Raw genomic sequence first — 14,764 nt, forward strand, 5'->3', positions numbered from 1 at the left:
CGGTTTCGTTCAGCGACGGAAACGTGTCAGCAGTCCACCGTGCGGCTGTCGAGGACCAGGGGTGCGTCCGTGTGCTCCGCCACGTCCTCGACGGTGACGCCGGGAGCCGTCTCGACGAGCGCGAGTCCGGCCGGTGTGACGTCGAGGACGGCGAGGTCGGTGATGATCCGGTGGACGCAGCGCTCGCCGGTGAGCGGCAGGGTGCACTCCTTGAGGATCTTGGGGCTGCCGTCCTTGGCGGTGTGTTCCATCAGGACGATGACGCGGCGGGCGCCGTGGACCAGGTCCATCGCCCCGCCCATGCCCTTGACCATCTTGCCGGGGATCATCCAGTTCGCCAGGTCCCCGCTCCGCGACACCTGCATCGCGCCCAGGACGGCGGTGTCGATGTGGCCGCCGCGGATCATGCCGAAGGACAGCGCCGAGTCGAAGAACGACGCCCCCGGCAGCACGGTGACCGTCTCCTTGCCGGCGTTGATGAGATCCGGGTCGACCTCGTCCTCCGTCGGGTAGGGCCCGGTGCCGAGGATGCCGTTCTCGGAGTGCAGGACGACCTGGACGCCGGGCGCGAGATGGCCGGGGATCAGGGTGGGCAGGCCGATGCCGAGGTTGACGTAGGAGCCGTCGGTGAGTTCGGCTGCCGCTCGGGCGGCCATCTGGTCGCGGGTCCAGGCCATCAGGAACGTACCGTCCTCTTCTCGATCTGCTTGTCGGCGGTCTCGTCGGCGCTGAGCGCCACGACCCATTGGACGTAGATGCCGGGCAGGTGAAAGGCGTCGGGCGCCAGTTCGCCCGGTTCGACCAGTTCCTCGACCTCGGCGACGGTCACCTTGCCCGCCATGGCCGCCAGGGGGTTGAAGTTGGCAGCGGCCCTGCGGAAGACGAGGTTTCCGTGGCGGTCGCCGCGCCAGGCCCGTACGAGGGCGAAGTCGGTGGTGATGCCGTGCTCCAGGACGTGCGGGCGGCCGGCGAAGTCGCGGGTCTCCTTGGGCGGCGAGGCCACCGCCACGGAGCCGTCCGGGGCATGGCGCCAGGGCAGACCACCGCCTGCGACCTGGGTGCCCACACCGGCCGGGGTGTAGAAGGCGGGGATGCCTGCGCCGCCGGCCCGCAGGCGTTCGGCGAGGGTGCCCTGCGGGGTGAGTTCGACCTCCAGCTCGCCGGACAGGTACTGGCGGGCGAACTCCTTGTTCTCGCCCACGTAGGAGCCCGTCACGCGGGTGATACGGCCGGCGGCCAGCAGGACGCCCAGGCCCCGGCCGTCCACGCCACAGTTGTTGGAGACGACCTCCAGACCCTGCGCGCCTTGCTCGTACAGGGCGCGGATGAGGACCTCCGGTACGCCGCTGAGACCGAAGCCGCCTACGGCGAGTGACGCGCCGTCGGTGATGTCGCAGACGGCGTCTGCGGCGCTGCCGCGGACCTTGTTCACGTGCGGGGTTTCCTTTCAGGAGGTCGCGTCGGGGACGGCACCGGGCAGGACGGTCGACCAGCCGCCGTTGACGACGAGGTTGGCGCCCGTGATGTACGACGCCTCGGCGGAAGCCAGGAACACGGCCGCGTTGACCACGTCGTCCGGTGTGCCGGTGCGGCCGAGGGGGATGTGCCGGGCGATGGAGCGCATCGGGTGGTCGGCGGCGAGGAGGTTGGCGCGGGAGCCGTCCGTGTCGATCATCCCGGGGCTGACGCAGTTGGCGCGGATGCCGTACGGGGCGCCCTCGGCGGCCAGTTGCCGGGTCAGGGCGATCACGCCGCCCTTGGAGGCGATGGGGGCACCTCCCGGCTCGAGCGCAGCCGAGAGCTGGGGGAGCGCGGTGCGCTGGTTGGTGAGCGAACCGGTGAGGCCGGCGGTGGAGCCGACGGTGAGGACGCAGCCGCGGCTGCCGATCAGGTGCGCCCAGGCGGCCCGGACGGTGAGCCATACCGAATCGAGTTCGGCGCGCATGGTGAAGGCGTAGTCCTCGTACGGCTGACCGGCGATGCCGCCGAAGCGGACCGCGCCGGCGTTGGCGTAGACGATGTCGATGGCGCCGAAGGCGTCGACGGCCTCCGCCACCCAGGAGCGCACCGACGCCTCATCGGTGACGTCCAGGGGACCGGGGGTGAGTGCGGTGCCGCCCTCGCGGGCGATCAGCCGTTGCGTCTCGACGGCTTCCTCGTGCTGGAGGTCGCCGCCGACCACGAGTGCGCCCTCGGCGGCGAACCGCAGGGCGGCGGCCCGGCCCTGCCCGCGGGCCGTGCCGGAGATCAACGCGACCTTGCCTTCGAGCCGCTTCACGAGGACACCTCGCGCAGCGCGTCGGAGACCGACTTGACCCCGCCGTGCGCGGTCATCCCGCCGTCGACGGGGATGTCGGCACCGGTGATGAACGACGACTCGTCCGACAGCAGGAACACGACCAGCGGAGCGACCTCGTCGACGGTTCCGGTGCGGCCGAGCGGGGTCTCCCGGATGTTGGCCTCGCGGAACGCGGGGGCGGCCGAGGCGGTCATCTCGGTCTCGATGTAGCCGGGGTGGATCGTGTTGACGCGGATGCCGCGCGGACCGAGTTCCAGCGCGGCCGTCCTGGACAGTCCCCGCAGCCCCCACTTGCTCGCGGTGTACGCGACGGGATAGTGGGCGGTGAGAGCCGCCGAGGAGCCGACGTTCACGACGGACGAGCCGGCCGGCATGAGCGGTGAGAGGTGCTGGATGCCGAGGAGCGGGCCGGTGACGTTGACGGCGTGGACCCGGTCGAAGTCCTCGGCCCGGACGTCCCCGATGCGGGCGCGCCAGGTGATGCCGGCGTTGTTGACCAGCCCGTGCACCTGCCCGTACGACTCCTTCAGTTCGGCGGCGAGGTCGGCCCAGTCCTCTGCGCTGGTCACGTCGAGGCGACGGCAGCCGCCCTCCGGCCGTACGTCGGTGGCGATCACCCGGGCGCCCTGGCGGGTCAGCGCCTCCGCCTCCGCGGCGCCCTGGCCGCGGGCCGCACCGGTGACCACGACGACCTTGCCGAGCAGCCGCTTGGGGTGCAGGTCGCTCACGGCCGCTCCCGGGACCGGCGTCGGCCGGTGGGCAGCGGCACCGGGTCGGTGCCGGGGACGACCGTGTTGGACACGGTGCCGATCCCTTCCACCGTGAGGGTGACGGTGTCGCCGGGCTTGAGGGGCGGCGGGGTCTGTTCGCCGCGCAGACCCCACAGTTCGGCGAGGCAGCCGCCGTTGCCGCAGGTGCCGGAACCCAGGACGTCACCGGGCATGACGCGGGTGCCGCGGGAGGCGTAGGCGACCAACTCCTCGAACGTCCAGCTCATGTTGGACAGGTAGTCCCGGCCGACGACCTCGCCGTTGATGTCGGCTGTGAGCGCGAGTCGCAGGAAACCGTCGGCGTCCCGGTACGGCTCCAGCTCGTCTGCCGTGACCAGGCAGGGGCCGAGGGTGGTGGCGGTGTCCTTGCCCTTGCAGGGGCCGAGACCGACCTTCATCTCCGCGGACTGCAGGTCGCGCGCGGACCAGTCGTTGAAGACCGTGTAGCCGACGATGTGGTCGCGGGCCCGCTCAGGGGTCAGGTCGCGGCCCTCGCGGCCGATGACGGCGGCCACCTCGAGTTCGAAGTCCAGCACGCTCGAGCCGGGCGGGACGGGGATGTCGTCGTGCGGGCCGTAGATCGCGTGCGGGTTGGTGAAGTAGAACGTCGGCGCGGCGTACCACTGCTCGGGCACGCCGGCGGCGCCGTCCACCGAGCGCCGTACGCCCTCGACGTGCTCCTCGAAGGTGACAAAGTCCCTTACGGACACGGGCTGGAGCGGTGGCAGCAGCCGTACCTCCGACACGTGCGGGCCGGGCGCCGCGTCGAGGGCGGTGGCGCCCGCGGTGAGCAGGCCGGGGAGGCCGCCGCATTCCGACAGCAGGGTGGTGAGCGAGGTGACGCCGGGCAGCGGCAGCAGGGTGCCGTCGTCCTCCACGACGGCCACGCGACGGCGGTGCTGGTGTTCGTATGCGGCGAAACGCATGATGCGGCTCCGGGCAGGCTGGGTCCGGGGGCGCGGCGGGACTCGGCCGACCGCGTCCCCGGAGCGGGGGTGGGATCAGACCGGCGGGGCGACGAAGACGCCGCGGTCGACGTCGTTGAACGACTCCTTGGCGATCAGTTCGTTCATGGGGTTGGCCGTGCCCCACTGGTCGGTGACCTCGGGCTGCGAGAAGTCGTAGACGTGCGGGTGCCAGGTGTCCTCGTCGAGGAGCTCCAGCTCGGTGGTGTACTCGACGGTGTTGCCGTGCGGGTCGAGGAAGTAGGTGAAGGTGTTGTCGCCCGCCATGTGCCGGCCCGGGCCCCAGATCTTGCGGTGACCGGCACGGATGACCCGGCCGGAGCCGCGCATGTACTCGTCGAGGCCGCGCATCTCGAAGGAGACGTGGTGCAGTGCGGTGTGCGGGCCCTTGGCCAGCGCCATGGAGTGGTGCTGGTTGCTGATCCGCATGAAGTGCATGACCTCGCCCATGTGCGGGGAGTGGAGCGTGTCGGAGAGCCGGAAGCCCAGGTGCTCCTCGTACCACTGGCGAGTGCGGTCCAGGTCGGGGGAGTTGAGGACGACGTGCGACAGCTTGACCGGGATCGCCTCCTTCTCCTCGATCTTGCGGTGCTGCCGCACCTCGACGTCGGCGGAGACCTCGATGGTGCGGCCGTCGACGTCGAAGAAGCGGAAGCCGTAACCACCTCCGGGAGTGTCGACCTTGCCCGGCTGGGTAATCAACTGCACTCCCTGAGCGAGGAGTTGCTCGGCGAGCGTGTCGACGTCAGCGGCGGACGCGGCTCCGTAGGAGACGAGGTCCAGCCGCTTCTCGTCGGCCTTGCGCAGCCGCACGACGTACTGCTCGGGGGAGCCCTCGGCGGCCAGGAAGGAGATGCCGGAGTCCTCGGCGACCTTGGTCAGCCCCCAGACGCCGGCGTAGAAGTCGAGCTGCTTGTCGTAGTCCGGCACGGCGAGGTCGACGTGCCGCAGGTGGGTGAGCAGGCGCATGGTGTCAGTCCTTCCGGAGGAGGGCGGCCGCGTTGCCGCCCCGTACGGCGTCGAAGTCGGCGTCGGTCAGGCCCGCCGCGCGCAGGGCACGCAGCGGGTCTTCCGTGCCCATGTCGAAGGGGAAGTCGGAGCCGAGCAGCACCCGGTCGGGCCCGGCGGCGCGGACCAGCTCCCGCAGCACGTGCGGGTCGTGCACGAGGGAGTCGAAGTACAGGCGCCTGAGGTAGCTGCTGGGCAGATGGGCGCAGTCCGCTCCGGCGTCGGAGCGGGTCCGCCACGCGTGGTCGGAGCGGCCGATGTGCGTGGGCAGATAGCCGCCCCCGTGTGCCGCGATCAGCTTGAGGCCCGGATGGCGGTCCAGGACTCCGGAGAAGATCAGGTGGGAGAGCGCGACGGCGTTCTCCACCGGCTGGCCGACGGTGTTGGACAGGTACCAGCGGTCGAGCCGTTCGTCGAGCGTGCAGCCGAAGGGGTGCAGGAAGACGATCGCATCCGTCTCCTCGGCCCGGGTCCAAAAGGGCTCGTACGCCGGGTCGGAGAGTTCCCGCCCCGGTGCGTGGCTGGAGATCTCGACGCCCAACAGGCCCTGGTCCATTGCGTGTTCGAGGGCGCGCACGGCCTGCCGCGGGTGTTGCAGCGGCACGAGACCCAGGCCGCGCAAGCGGTCGGGAGCGGCGGAACAGTGCGCCGCCGTCGCCTCGTTGGCGAGCCGGTACACCTTCTCCGCCGTCTCCTCGTCCGCCCAGTAGTGGTAGTGCGACGGTGAGGGACTGACCAGTTGCACGTCCACGCCCTGGGCGTCCATCGCGGCCAGCCGCACGGCGGGGTCGGTCATGCGCGGGACGCGTTCGCGCACCATCGGCCCGTTGACGGCGAGTGCCGCCGGACCGTTGCGCCGTGCGTCCAGCGCCCTCGCCTCCGCCAGTCCCGGCAAGTCGGCCACCAGGGCCTCGACTTCGGGCAGCAGGACGTGGGCGTGGACGTCCACGGTCGGAGCCATGGTCACGGCAGCTCCCGCAGCATCGTCATGGTGCGGCCCATCAGGCCGGGGACGTCGGCGTCACGGACACCGTCGAGCTGCCACTGCCCGATCTGCACGGACGCCTCCACAACCGGTCGGACGCGGGCCGTTCGCCGCTCGTAGTAGGTCTGGAAAAGGGCGTCGTCCCAGGTCTCCGAGGCGGTCAGCAGCTGGGCGAGCACCCACGCGTCCTCCAGGGACAGGGCCGCTCCCTGCGCGAGTGTGGGCGGGCAGCAGTGCGCGGCGTCGCCGACCAGCACCACCCGGCCGCGGTGCCAGGAACCCTCCACCAACAGCCGGTCGAACCACGTGTAGTTGACCTTCGCCGGGTCGGTGATGTGCTCGGTGATCTCCGGCCAGTGGCCCCCGTAGGCGGAGGCCAGGCGCCGCATCTCCTCGGCGTACGTCCCGGGCGGGATCGCGGCGCGGTCGCGGTTCGCCTCGACGACGTACGCGTACAGGGTGGTGTCGCTTGTCGGGCAGTAGCCGGCGATGTAGGCGGGGCCGCCGTAGGCGAGGTCGGTGCGGTTCACTCCGGCCGGGCGCGGGGCGGCGATGCGCCAGATGGCCATGCCGGTGGGCTCGGGCTTGTCGTGGATGCCGATCGCCGCGCGGGTCGAGGAGGCGAGGCCGTCGGCCGCGATGACCAGGTCGTAACAGGCCTCGCTGCCGTCGGAGAACCGTATCGAGACCCCGTCCGCGTCCTGGCCGAGGATCTCGGCGGTCGTGCCGAGTCGCACGCCGGCACCACTGGCCCGGACGGCGTCGATCAGGATCTGCTGGAGCTGGGGGCGCTGCATGCCGATCGTGGCGGGCAGATCGTCGCCGCCGGTGCGCAGGTCCCGGGCGACGTGCAGGACGGTGCCGTCGGGAGCGGTGATGCCGACGGAGCCGAAACCGAAGCCGGACGCCTCGACCTGGTCCCAGACGCCGAGTTCACGCAGGACGCGCAGGGCGTTGCCCTGGAGGGTGATGCCGGAGCCGGCGGTGGCGTTCCAGTCGGCCTTGGCCTCGATCAGGTCCACCGTGAAGCCGGCGCGACGCAGAAAGACCGTCGCGGCGTTGCCTGCGGCGCCACCACCGATCACCAGGACTGTGCGGGGGCTGCTCATGAGGGAACTCCCTTGTTCCGTGGGCTACTTGACCGCGATCGGGTTGACGGGTGAGCCGACCGCCCCGGTGATGGGCAGCGGTGCGGCGGTGAGCCAGAACGCGTACGCGCCGTCGCGGGCACAGTCCTCGGCGAGAGCGTCCAGGTCCCACATCTCACCGATCAGCAGACCGATGTTCGGGATGGCGACTTGGTGCAGGGGCTGGAAGGCGTGGTCGAACTCGTTGGGGCGGACCTCGAAGCCCCAGGTGTCGGTGGCGATCGCGGCGATCTCGCTGGAGTGCAGCCAGCCGGCGGTGGTGAACGACAGGCCAGGCGCGCTGCCGCCCGCGTAGTCGCCCCAGCCCTCGCGGCGTGCGCGGGCTAGCTGCCCGGTGCGGACCAGCACGATGTCACCGCGTCCGACGCTCACCTGGTGCGCCTCGGCCGTCGCCGTCAGATGGTCCTCGGTGATCGCGAACCCGTCCGGCAGTTCCCCGTCGGTGCCGATCACCCGGCCGACATCCAGTAGCACCCCGCGGCCCGCGACGTGGGGCGCCATGTGCTCGATGCCGGTGACGAGGTCGCCGTCGGAGGTGACGACCTTCTCGGCCGGGCGGCCGTTCCACGCCTTGCCGTGGTCGAAGATGTGGCCGAGCCCGTCCCATTGGGTCGAGCACTGGAGCGGCATCGCGATGACGTCGTCGGCGCCGCCGATCCCGTGCGGGAAGCCCTGGTTGCCGAGGGCCGCGTCGGTGCCGGTGTCCAGCATGGTGTGCACCGGGTTGGTGCGGCGCCGCCAGCCCTTCTGCGGGCCGTTCATGTCGAAGGACTGCGACAGCGAGAAGCTGACGCCGCGCCGGACCAGGGCCGCGCCCTCACGGCGCTTGTCCTCGTCGAGGAAGTTCAGAGTGCCGAGCCGGTCGTCCTCGCCCCAACGCCCCCAGTTGGAGTACGACTTGGCTGCTTCGGCGATCGAGCCCTCGGGGTCCTGGTGGTTCATACGGCGCCCTCCGCGACACAACGGGTGCGCTGGAGCCCGAGTCCGGTGACCGAACCCTCCATGACGTCGCCGTCGCGCAGCAGCCGTCCCCAGTGCATGCCGTTGCCGGCCGGGCTGCCGGTCAGGACCAGGTCGCCGGGGAGCAGGCGTGCGGTCCGGGAGGCGTACGACACCATCCGCGCGACCTTGAAGATCATGTCCTTGGTGGACTCGTCCTGCATGGTGTCGCCGTTGAGCTTGAGCGTGACGCGCAGGTCGTCGGGGTTGGCGATCGACTCGGCCGGCACCAGCCAGGGGCCGAGCGGGGTGAAGCCGGGGGCGTTCTTGCTGCGCAGCCAGTCCGTCCCGATCTGCGGCATGTCCCGGCGGAACACGGTGGCCCGGTCGGTCAGGTCATTGGCGATCGTGTAGCCCGCGATGTAATCGGGAGCGTCCTCCACCGGCACCTGGTAGGCCGGCTTGCCGATGACGACCGCCAGCTCCAGTTCCCAGTCGGGCTGCTCGGCCCACCCGGGCAGGACGACGTCGTCGTACGGGCCGGTGATCGAGGTGGGCAGGCCGATGAAGACGTACGGCAGGTCCTCGGTGGCCCGCCGGTCCATGATCTCGGCGGCCTCCGCGCGCCGTTCGCTCTCCGGCCGGTCGTCTCCCGGGGCGCGGTGGGCGACGTGCAGGTCGATCACGTGCTGCCGGTAGTTCGCGCCCGACTGGAACACCTGGCGAGGCGCCACCGGCGCGTGCACGTGCAGATCCGCAACGGCCGTACGCGTCGGGCCGGTGTCGGACGCGAGGGCCCGCAGCCGCGGCAGGGCGGTCTCCCAGCTGTCCAGCACGTCCAGCGTCGTCAGCCGGTCGTCGCTGAGGGCGTCCCGCAGATCGAGGGCCTGACCGTCGGGGGTGACCAGCGCGGGGAATTCCGGCCCGTCCGGGGTCGAGAGGGTGGCGAGCGCGAACGGTCCGGCGAAGAGCGCGGACGCGGGTTCGGGTTTCACGGACATGTCCTCCTGATTGCGGTGGGACTAATCTGGACCCGCACCACGTGATCAGGGAAATCGATTCTGTGGATGATCTGCATCCACCCCGTTTATCTTCTTCGTTGGCCGCTCCACCGCAAGGGACCGATCCGTGAACCTGGCCCGTCTCGATCTCAATCTCGTCGTCGCCCTGCGCGCCCTGCTGGAGGAGCGGAACGTCACCCGCGCGGGACAGCGGGTCGGCCTGAGCCAGCCCGCGATGAGCGCCGCCCTCGCCCGCCTGCGCCGGCACTTCGGTGACGACCTGCTCGCACGTGTCGGCGGCCACTACGAGCTCACCGCACTCGGCCAGGTCCTCCTCGACCGCACCGCCTCCGCCTACGACCTGCTGGAACGCCTCTTCTCCAGCCAGGCGGACTTCGACCCGGCCAAGGAGACTCGCGAGTTCAAACTGGTCGCGTCCGACTACGCTGTCTCCGTCTTCGGCACCGAACTCGCCCGCCTGGTGCACGAGGAGGCGCCCGGTATCCGGCTGCGCTTCACCCAGACCCCGCCGACCGTCATCGACAACACCGCGACCCTGCTGAGCGCCACCGACGGCCTGCTCATGCCCCACGGCGTGATCAGCGACTTCCCGTCCACCGACCTCTACGACGACCGGTGGGTGTTCCTCGTGGCACGGGACCACCCCGGCGTGGGGGACCGGCTCACCCGTGACGACCTGGCGAAACTGCCCTGGGTGACGTACCAGCGCACCTACGACGCGCCCGCCGTACGGCAGCTCGGCATGCTCGGGATCGAACCGCGCGTCGAGGTGTCCGTCGACAGCTTCCAGCTCCTGCCCCTGATGATCGCCGACACCCGGCGCATCGCTCTGGTTCAGGCACGGCTGGCGCGTCTGATGGCCCCGATCGCCGCCGTGCGGGTGCTGGAGCCGCCGTACGAGGCGGTGCCGCTGCGCGAAGCACTGTGGTGGCATCCGGTCCACACCCACGACGCGGCCCACATCTGGCTGCGCGAGACGGCCGCGCGGGTCGGGGCGGGGCTGCCGCGCGCGGACGGGGAGTGAGGCGATAAAGGCACCTCACCGGGAGCCGGTCCCGTCACGAGCCGCTCGCATCTGACCATCGTGCCCCGAACCCTTCAACGGGCTCAGCGCCGAGGAACGAGCCCTTGTCGACAGCTGGGTCACAGCAGGCCGGGCTGCTGCCATTCGGTGCCGAGGACGTGGTGGTCGAGGAAGTTGAGGAACGTCTCGTACCAGAGGCGCGCGTGGTTCGGCTTGAGGATCCAGTGGTTCTCGTCCGGGAAGTAGAGGTACTTCGCGGGCACTTCGTGCCGTTGCAGTTCCTGGAAGAGCGCGGCGCCCTGCCCGACGGGCACGCGGTAGTCCTTGGCGCCGTGGATGACCAGCATCGGAGTGCGGATCTTCGCGACGTCCAGGTGCGGCGAGTCGGCCTCGTAGCGCTCGGGGCGGGTCAGCGGGTCGCCGAAGATCTGCTGGAAGTACCACGGCACGTCGGTGTCGCTCTGGAACGCCCGCAGGTCCCACAGACCCGCATGGCTGACGATCGCCTTGAAGCGGTCCGTGCCGGTGGCCACCCGGTTCGCCATGTATCCGCCGTACGAGCCGCCGGCGAGCGCCGAACGTGAGGCATCGATGTCGGGGCGGGCCTCGGTCGCGTCGGTCAGCGCCATCACATCGGTGTAGGGTCGCCCGCCCCACTGCCCCCAGCCGCGCCGGTGGTTGATCTGCCCGTACCCGGTCGACAGGGCCGGATCCGGCAGCAGAACCGCGTAGCCGCGCGCGGCGAACGGCCACGGGTTCCAGCGCCAGGTCCAGCCGTTCCAGCTGGACTGCGGTCCGCCGTGGACGGCGACGAGCAGGGGAGCGGGCTGCTCGGCGGACGCGCCCTCGGGCAGCACGAGCCAGCCGCGCAGCACGAATCCGTCGTCCGCCTCCACGTGCACCTCGGTGAGGGTGCCGGGCAGGTCCCCGACGCCGCCCGGGGCGGGCAGCTCGGCCGGAGTCTGGTCGGCGACACCGGCGTCGATCCGTACGGGCGTCGGCGGCGCGTCGACCGCGTGACGCAGGGCGTAGAGCGTCCGCCCGTCGGGGCTCACGGTCAGCGAGCCGTACGCGCCGGAAACGGTGAGGCGGGTGACGCTGCCGTCCGGGTCGCGGCGGAAGACGGGCGCGTGCCCCTGCTCGTCGCATGTGAAGAACAGCGTGTCGTCCACCGGTGAACAGGCCACGCCGGCAGGCCAGTTGTCGAATCCCGGCAGCAGGTCCTGGACCGTGCCGTCGGCCAGGTCGATCCGGACGAGAGTCGCCTCCCAGGGGTCGTCGTAGGTCGGGTAGCGCATCCGGCAGCACACGAGGGCCGAGCCGTCGTGGGTGAACCTCGGCGCCTCGTAGAGGTGCTCCAGGTCACCGACGACGTGGATCTCGTCACCGCTCGCCGAGTCGGCCACCACCACCGCGGTGCGATGCTCGGCCGGGACGCGCCCGGGCATGAACCGCCGGTACGCGACCCGAGTGCCGTCCGGGGACAACGCCGCGTCCCCGGGATCCTCCAGACCGACCCCCTGCCCACCGGCGACGACCGGTTTCGCGTCAACACCTGCGCGGACGAAGGTGTGCGGCTCCGCCGGGCCGAGGTCGTGGTCCCAGGCGCGGGTCGGACCGGCCTTGTACAAGATCGCGGTGACCTTCGCGTCCCTTCGCGCCGCACGCAGTTTTCCGTGTGCCTCGGCGTCAGCGGCCCCCGGGAGCAGTCCCGCGGTGTGACACAGCGCGCCGGAGTTGCGGGCCACGGTGACCGCGGCGATCCCACCGGGGTGCCGGGCCACGACGACGGCCTCCCCGCGCGGCGGCAACGCCCACAGCGCGGCGCCCTCATCGCCGTCCGCGGCGGCCCGTTCGGACAGGAAGTACAGCGTCCCGTCCGGACCGAACACCGGCCCCGACTCACCCTTGTCGGACCGGGTCAGCCGTAGCGCGTCGCGCTCCCCGGTCGGATCGATCTCCCACAGACCGGACACGAACCGCGTCCCGTCCTCGGACAACGACTGCACGGCGGCGACAAGACGACTGCCGTCGACTGACAGGGCAAGGGAGTTGACGCGCGGGCAGGCGACGAAGGCGGACAGGTCACGGAAGGTGGACGGGCCACCGGAGGACTCGGTCATGCGGGCGATTGTCGCCCGCGCGCGACGGGGACGGCCAGAGAGCAGGACGTGAACGCTCGTCCGTCAGCGACCGCTCGGGCCCGCCTGACGCGTCTGACTGGGCTGCCCGGTCAGGAGCTCCGACCTCGCCCCACTTCTGGTTCGGCAACTGCCCGCTCACCTCCATGCCGGCGACTCCGTTCGCGGTGCTGATGAGCAGGGCGGCGTACTTCCGGGCGTCCTGCTCGCCGACCAGGTCGGCCGCGATGGCGAGAACTCGGTCTGGCTGGGCTCGGCGGCGCGGGCCGGCGCGGTGGGGTCGCTGGACGGATTGTTGAACATCAGCTTGTACAGGTGCGGCTGGGAGCGGCCGATGTCGATGAGCGCGGTGATCCCGGCGCGCAGTTTCTCCGCGGCCGGCAGAGCGGCATCGGCGCGCAGGTCCCGCATGAGATCATCGTGCGCGCCGAGATGGGCGTCCGGCGCCGCGACAGGCTCCCGCGGAGGGGATCCGCGTGCGCTGGTACGCATTTAAATGTTCCATCCGTTGACATGTACGCAATGGCGATGTCACTTTGAGAGCGCTCTCAAATCAGGTACGGACCAATCTCCCCCCTGCCCCCACACGGAGGTGGAGCGTGCTCAAGAAGCTCACTCGCCGACTCATGGCACCGACGGTGGCGGCCGCGCTGCTGGGCGCCGCCCTCACGGTCCTCGCACCGTCCTCCGCGGACGCGGCGGTGCCCGCCACGATCCCCCTGAAGATCACCAACAACTCCGGCCGCGGGGACGCGGTCTACGTCTACACCCTGGGCACCCTGCTGAGTACGGGGCAACAGGGCTGGGCGGACGCGAACGGCACCTTCCACGCCTGGCCGGCCGGCGGCAATCCTCCGACGCCGGCGCCTGACGCCTCCATCGCGGGACCGGCGAACGGGCAGACGAAGACCATTCGGATCCCGAAGTTCTCCGGCCGGATCTACTTCTCCTACGGCCAGAAGCTCGTCTTCAAACTGGCCACCGGTGGACTGGTGCAGCCCGCGGTCCAGAACCCGTCCGACCCGAATCGCAACATCCTCTTCAACTGGTCCGAGTACACGCTCAACGACTCCGGCCTGTGGATCAACAGCACCCAGGTGGACATGTTCTCCGCGCCCTACGCGGTCGGTGTGCAGCGCGCGGACGGGAGCACGCTCAGCACCGGCCACCTCAAGTCGGGCGGCTACAACGGGTTCTACAACTCGTTGCGGGGCCAGGCGGGTGGTTGGGCGAACCTGATCCAGACCCGGTCCGACGGCACCGTGCTCCGTGCCCTCTCTCCCACCTACGGGTTGGAGACGGGAGCCCTGCCCGCGTCCGTGATGGACGACTACATCAACCGCGTATGGCAGAAGTACGCGACGACGAACCTGACGGTCACTCCCTTCACCGACCAGCCGAACACCAAGTACTTCGGCCGGGTGTCGGGCAACGTCATGAACTTCACGAACAGTTCGGGCACCGTCGTCACCAGCTTCCAGAAACCCGACGCGGCCAGCATCTTCGGCTGCTATAAGAACCTCGACGCACCCAACGACCTTGTGCGCGGCCCCATTTCGCGCACTCTGTGCGCGGGCTTCAACCGTTCCACCCTCCTGATCAACCCGAACCAGCCGGACACCGGAACCGCGAACTTCTACCAAGACTTGGTGACCAACCAGTACGCGAAGAAAATCCACGCGCAGATGGCGGACGGCAAGGCCTACGCCTTCGCTTTCGACGACGTCGGCAACCAGGAGTCCCTCGTCCACGACGGCAACCCGCAGCAGGCGTACCTGACGCTGGACCCCTTCAACTGAACATCCAAGACGATGACTTGGCACCTCACCCCGCACCGTGCGGGGTGAGGACAGGTCGTCCCTGACCGCGCGGGGCTGCTCTGGCAGACCCGGCGGAGGCAGTACGGCGGTCGCGGATGGCGTGCTGGTGCCGACGGCCGGCCTTCGGCTCGGCATGGCAGTCGCCGTATAGCGGCGGATGAAGGCGCCGTCGTGGGCCCGGCGCGCGTAACGAGTTGCGGGCCTCGGGGGTGGGCGTCGGAGTGCCCGGCCCCGAGAACGGGGGTGTGGTGAGTGCGCTGGAGCGCCGTGTCGCCGATCTCGCCGCGAAAGGTCTGTCCAACTAGGAGATCGGCACTAGGTCAAGGTCTCGGCACGCACTGCGGGCGCACATCTGTGCCGCGCTTTACCGAAGCTCGGCGTGACCACGCGAGCCGCGCTGCGTGACGCCCGGGCGCCTACGAACAGACTTGCGGCCGGCATTGTGCAACCCGCCAACCCGCCAACCCGCCAACCCGCCAACTCGCCGGGGAACCGGCGGAGTTCTCCTCGCGCACGAGACCGGATTCGACTTCCTCCGCGAGTGTGGTGCGGTGCGATGCGGCGTCAGCCGGCCGGAGCACGCAGCGTTCCACTTGCCACGGCGGCTGCCGTGATGTGAAGGGGAAGGCTGGTGGCGGCCTTC

At 70.6% G+C, this 14,764-nt stretch carries 14 protein-coding genes; 2 read left to right on the top strand and 12 right to left on the bottom strand.

Features of this window, described 5'->3' with window-relative positions; translation table 11 throughout:
• Positions 1-26 precede the first annotated feature (26 nt).
• The 10 genes from AOJ26_RS06375 to AOJ26_RS06420 form a co-directional block, all read right to left on the bottom strand.
• On the bottom strand, positions 27-677 hold the full coding sequence (locus AOJ26_RS06375) for a CoA transferase subunit B (RefSeq protein ID WP_053847182.1): 651 nt from the start codon (positions 675-677) through the stop codon (positions 27-29).
• Positions 677-1,432: a CoA transferase subunit A gene (locus AOJ26_RS06380; protein WP_053847183.1), complete on the bottom strand. Its 756-nt coding sequence runs from the start codon at positions 1,430-1,432 to the stop codon at positions 677-679. Before AOJ26_RS06380 ends, AOJ26_RS06375 begins: the two co-directional genes overlap by 1 nt.
• A gap of 15 nt (positions 1,433-1,447) precedes the next feature.
• Complete coding sequence (locus AOJ26_RS06385) at positions 1,448-2,278, bottom strand: SDR family NAD(P)-dependent oxidoreductase (protein WP_053847184.1); 831 nt, start codon at positions 2,276-2,278, stop codon at positions 1,448-1,450.
• Positions 2,275-3,027, bottom strand: a complete 753-nt coding sequence (locus AOJ26_RS06390) for an SDR family NAD(P)-dependent oxidoreductase (protein WP_053847185.1) — start codon at positions 3,025-3,027, stop codon at positions 2,275-2,277. The genes AOJ26_RS06385 and AOJ26_RS06390 overlap by 4 nt, the downstream gene beginning before the upstream one ends.
• Positions 3,024-3,995, bottom strand: a complete 972-nt coding sequence (locus AOJ26_RS06395) for a fumarylacetoacetate hydrolase family protein (RefSeq protein ID WP_053847186.1) — start codon at positions 3,993-3,995, stop codon at positions 3,024-3,026. The genes AOJ26_RS06390 and AOJ26_RS06395 overlap by 4 nt, the downstream gene beginning before the upstream one ends.
• Before the next feature lie 75 nt (positions 3,996-4,070).
• Complete coding sequence (locus tag AOJ26_RS06400) at positions 4,071-5,003, bottom strand: VOC family protein (protein WP_053847187.1); 933 nt, start codon at positions 5,001-5,003, stop codon at positions 4,071-4,073.
• 4 nt (positions 5,004-5,007) lie between these two features.
• Positions 5,008-6,003 carry an amidohydrolase family protein gene (locus tag AOJ26_RS06405; protein WP_086724137.1) on the bottom strand — a complete coding sequence of 332 codons (996 nt, stop codon included), beginning with the start codon at positions 6,001-6,003 and terminating at the stop codon, positions 5,008-5,010.
• Positions 6,004-6,005: 2 nt separating this feature from the next.
• Complete coding sequence (locus tag AOJ26_RS06410; protein WP_053847189.1) at positions 6,006-7,136, bottom strand: FAD-dependent oxidoreductase; 1,131 nt, start codon at positions 7,134-7,136, stop codon at positions 6,006-6,008.
• Between the two features lie 24 nt (positions 7,137-7,160).
• Positions 7,161-8,117, bottom strand: a complete 957-nt coding sequence (locus AOJ26_RS06415) for a cyclase family protein (RefSeq protein WP_053847190.1) — start codon at positions 8,115-8,117, stop codon at positions 7,161-7,163.
• Positions 8,114-9,115, bottom strand: coding sequence for a fumarylacetoacetate hydrolase family protein (locus AOJ26_RS06420; RefSeq protein ID WP_053847191.1), 1,002 nt, complete (start codon positions 9,113-9,115; stop codon positions 8,114-8,116). The genes AOJ26_RS06415 and AOJ26_RS06420 overlap by 4 nt, the downstream gene beginning before the upstream one ends.
• A 127-nt stretch (positions 9,116-9,242) precedes the next feature.
• On the opposite strand from AOJ26_RS06420, the gene AOJ26_RS06425 reads away from it, so the two are divergent.
• The gene (locus tag AOJ26_RS06425) at positions 9,243-10,160 is read left to right on the top strand and encodes a LysR family transcriptional regulator (protein WP_053847192.1); all 918 of its coding nucleotides are present in this window, start codon (positions 9,243-9,245) and stop codon (positions 10,158-10,160) included.
• Positions 10,161-10,279: 119 nt separating this feature from the next.
• Here AOJ26_RS06425 and AOJ26_RS06430 read toward each other — a convergent pair whose 3' ends face one another.
• Both AOJ26_RS06430 and AOJ26_RS06435 read right to left on the bottom strand, forming a co-directional pair.
• Positions 10,280-12,283, bottom strand: coding sequence for an alpha/beta hydrolase family protein (locus AOJ26_RS06430; protein ID WP_053847193.1), 2,004 nt, complete (start codon positions 12,281-12,283; stop codon positions 10,280-10,282).
• A gap of 156 nt (positions 12,284-12,439) precedes the next feature.
• Positions 12,440-12,712: a hypothetical protein gene (locus AOJ26_RS06435; protein ID WP_053847194.1), complete on the bottom strand. Its 273-nt coding sequence runs from the start codon at positions 12,710-12,712 to the stop codon at positions 12,440-12,442.
• 215 nt (positions 12,713-12,927) lie between these two features.
• Here AOJ26_RS06435 and AOJ26_RS06440 point away from each other — a divergent pair, with 215 nt between their 5' ends.
• Positions 12,928-14,100, top strand: a complete 1,173-nt coding sequence (locus tag AOJ26_RS06440; RefSeq protein ID WP_053847195.1) for a glycoside hydrolase family 64 protein — start codon at positions 12,928-12,930, stop codon at positions 14,098-14,100.
• Positions 14,101-14,764 lie beyond the last annotated feature (664 nt).

It is taken from the genome of Streptomyces sp. NRRL B-24085 (assembly GCF_001282115.1).
In the GTDB taxonomy this organism is placed as follows: Bacteria; Actinomycetota; Actinomycetes; order Streptomycetales; family Streptomycetaceae; genus Streptomyces.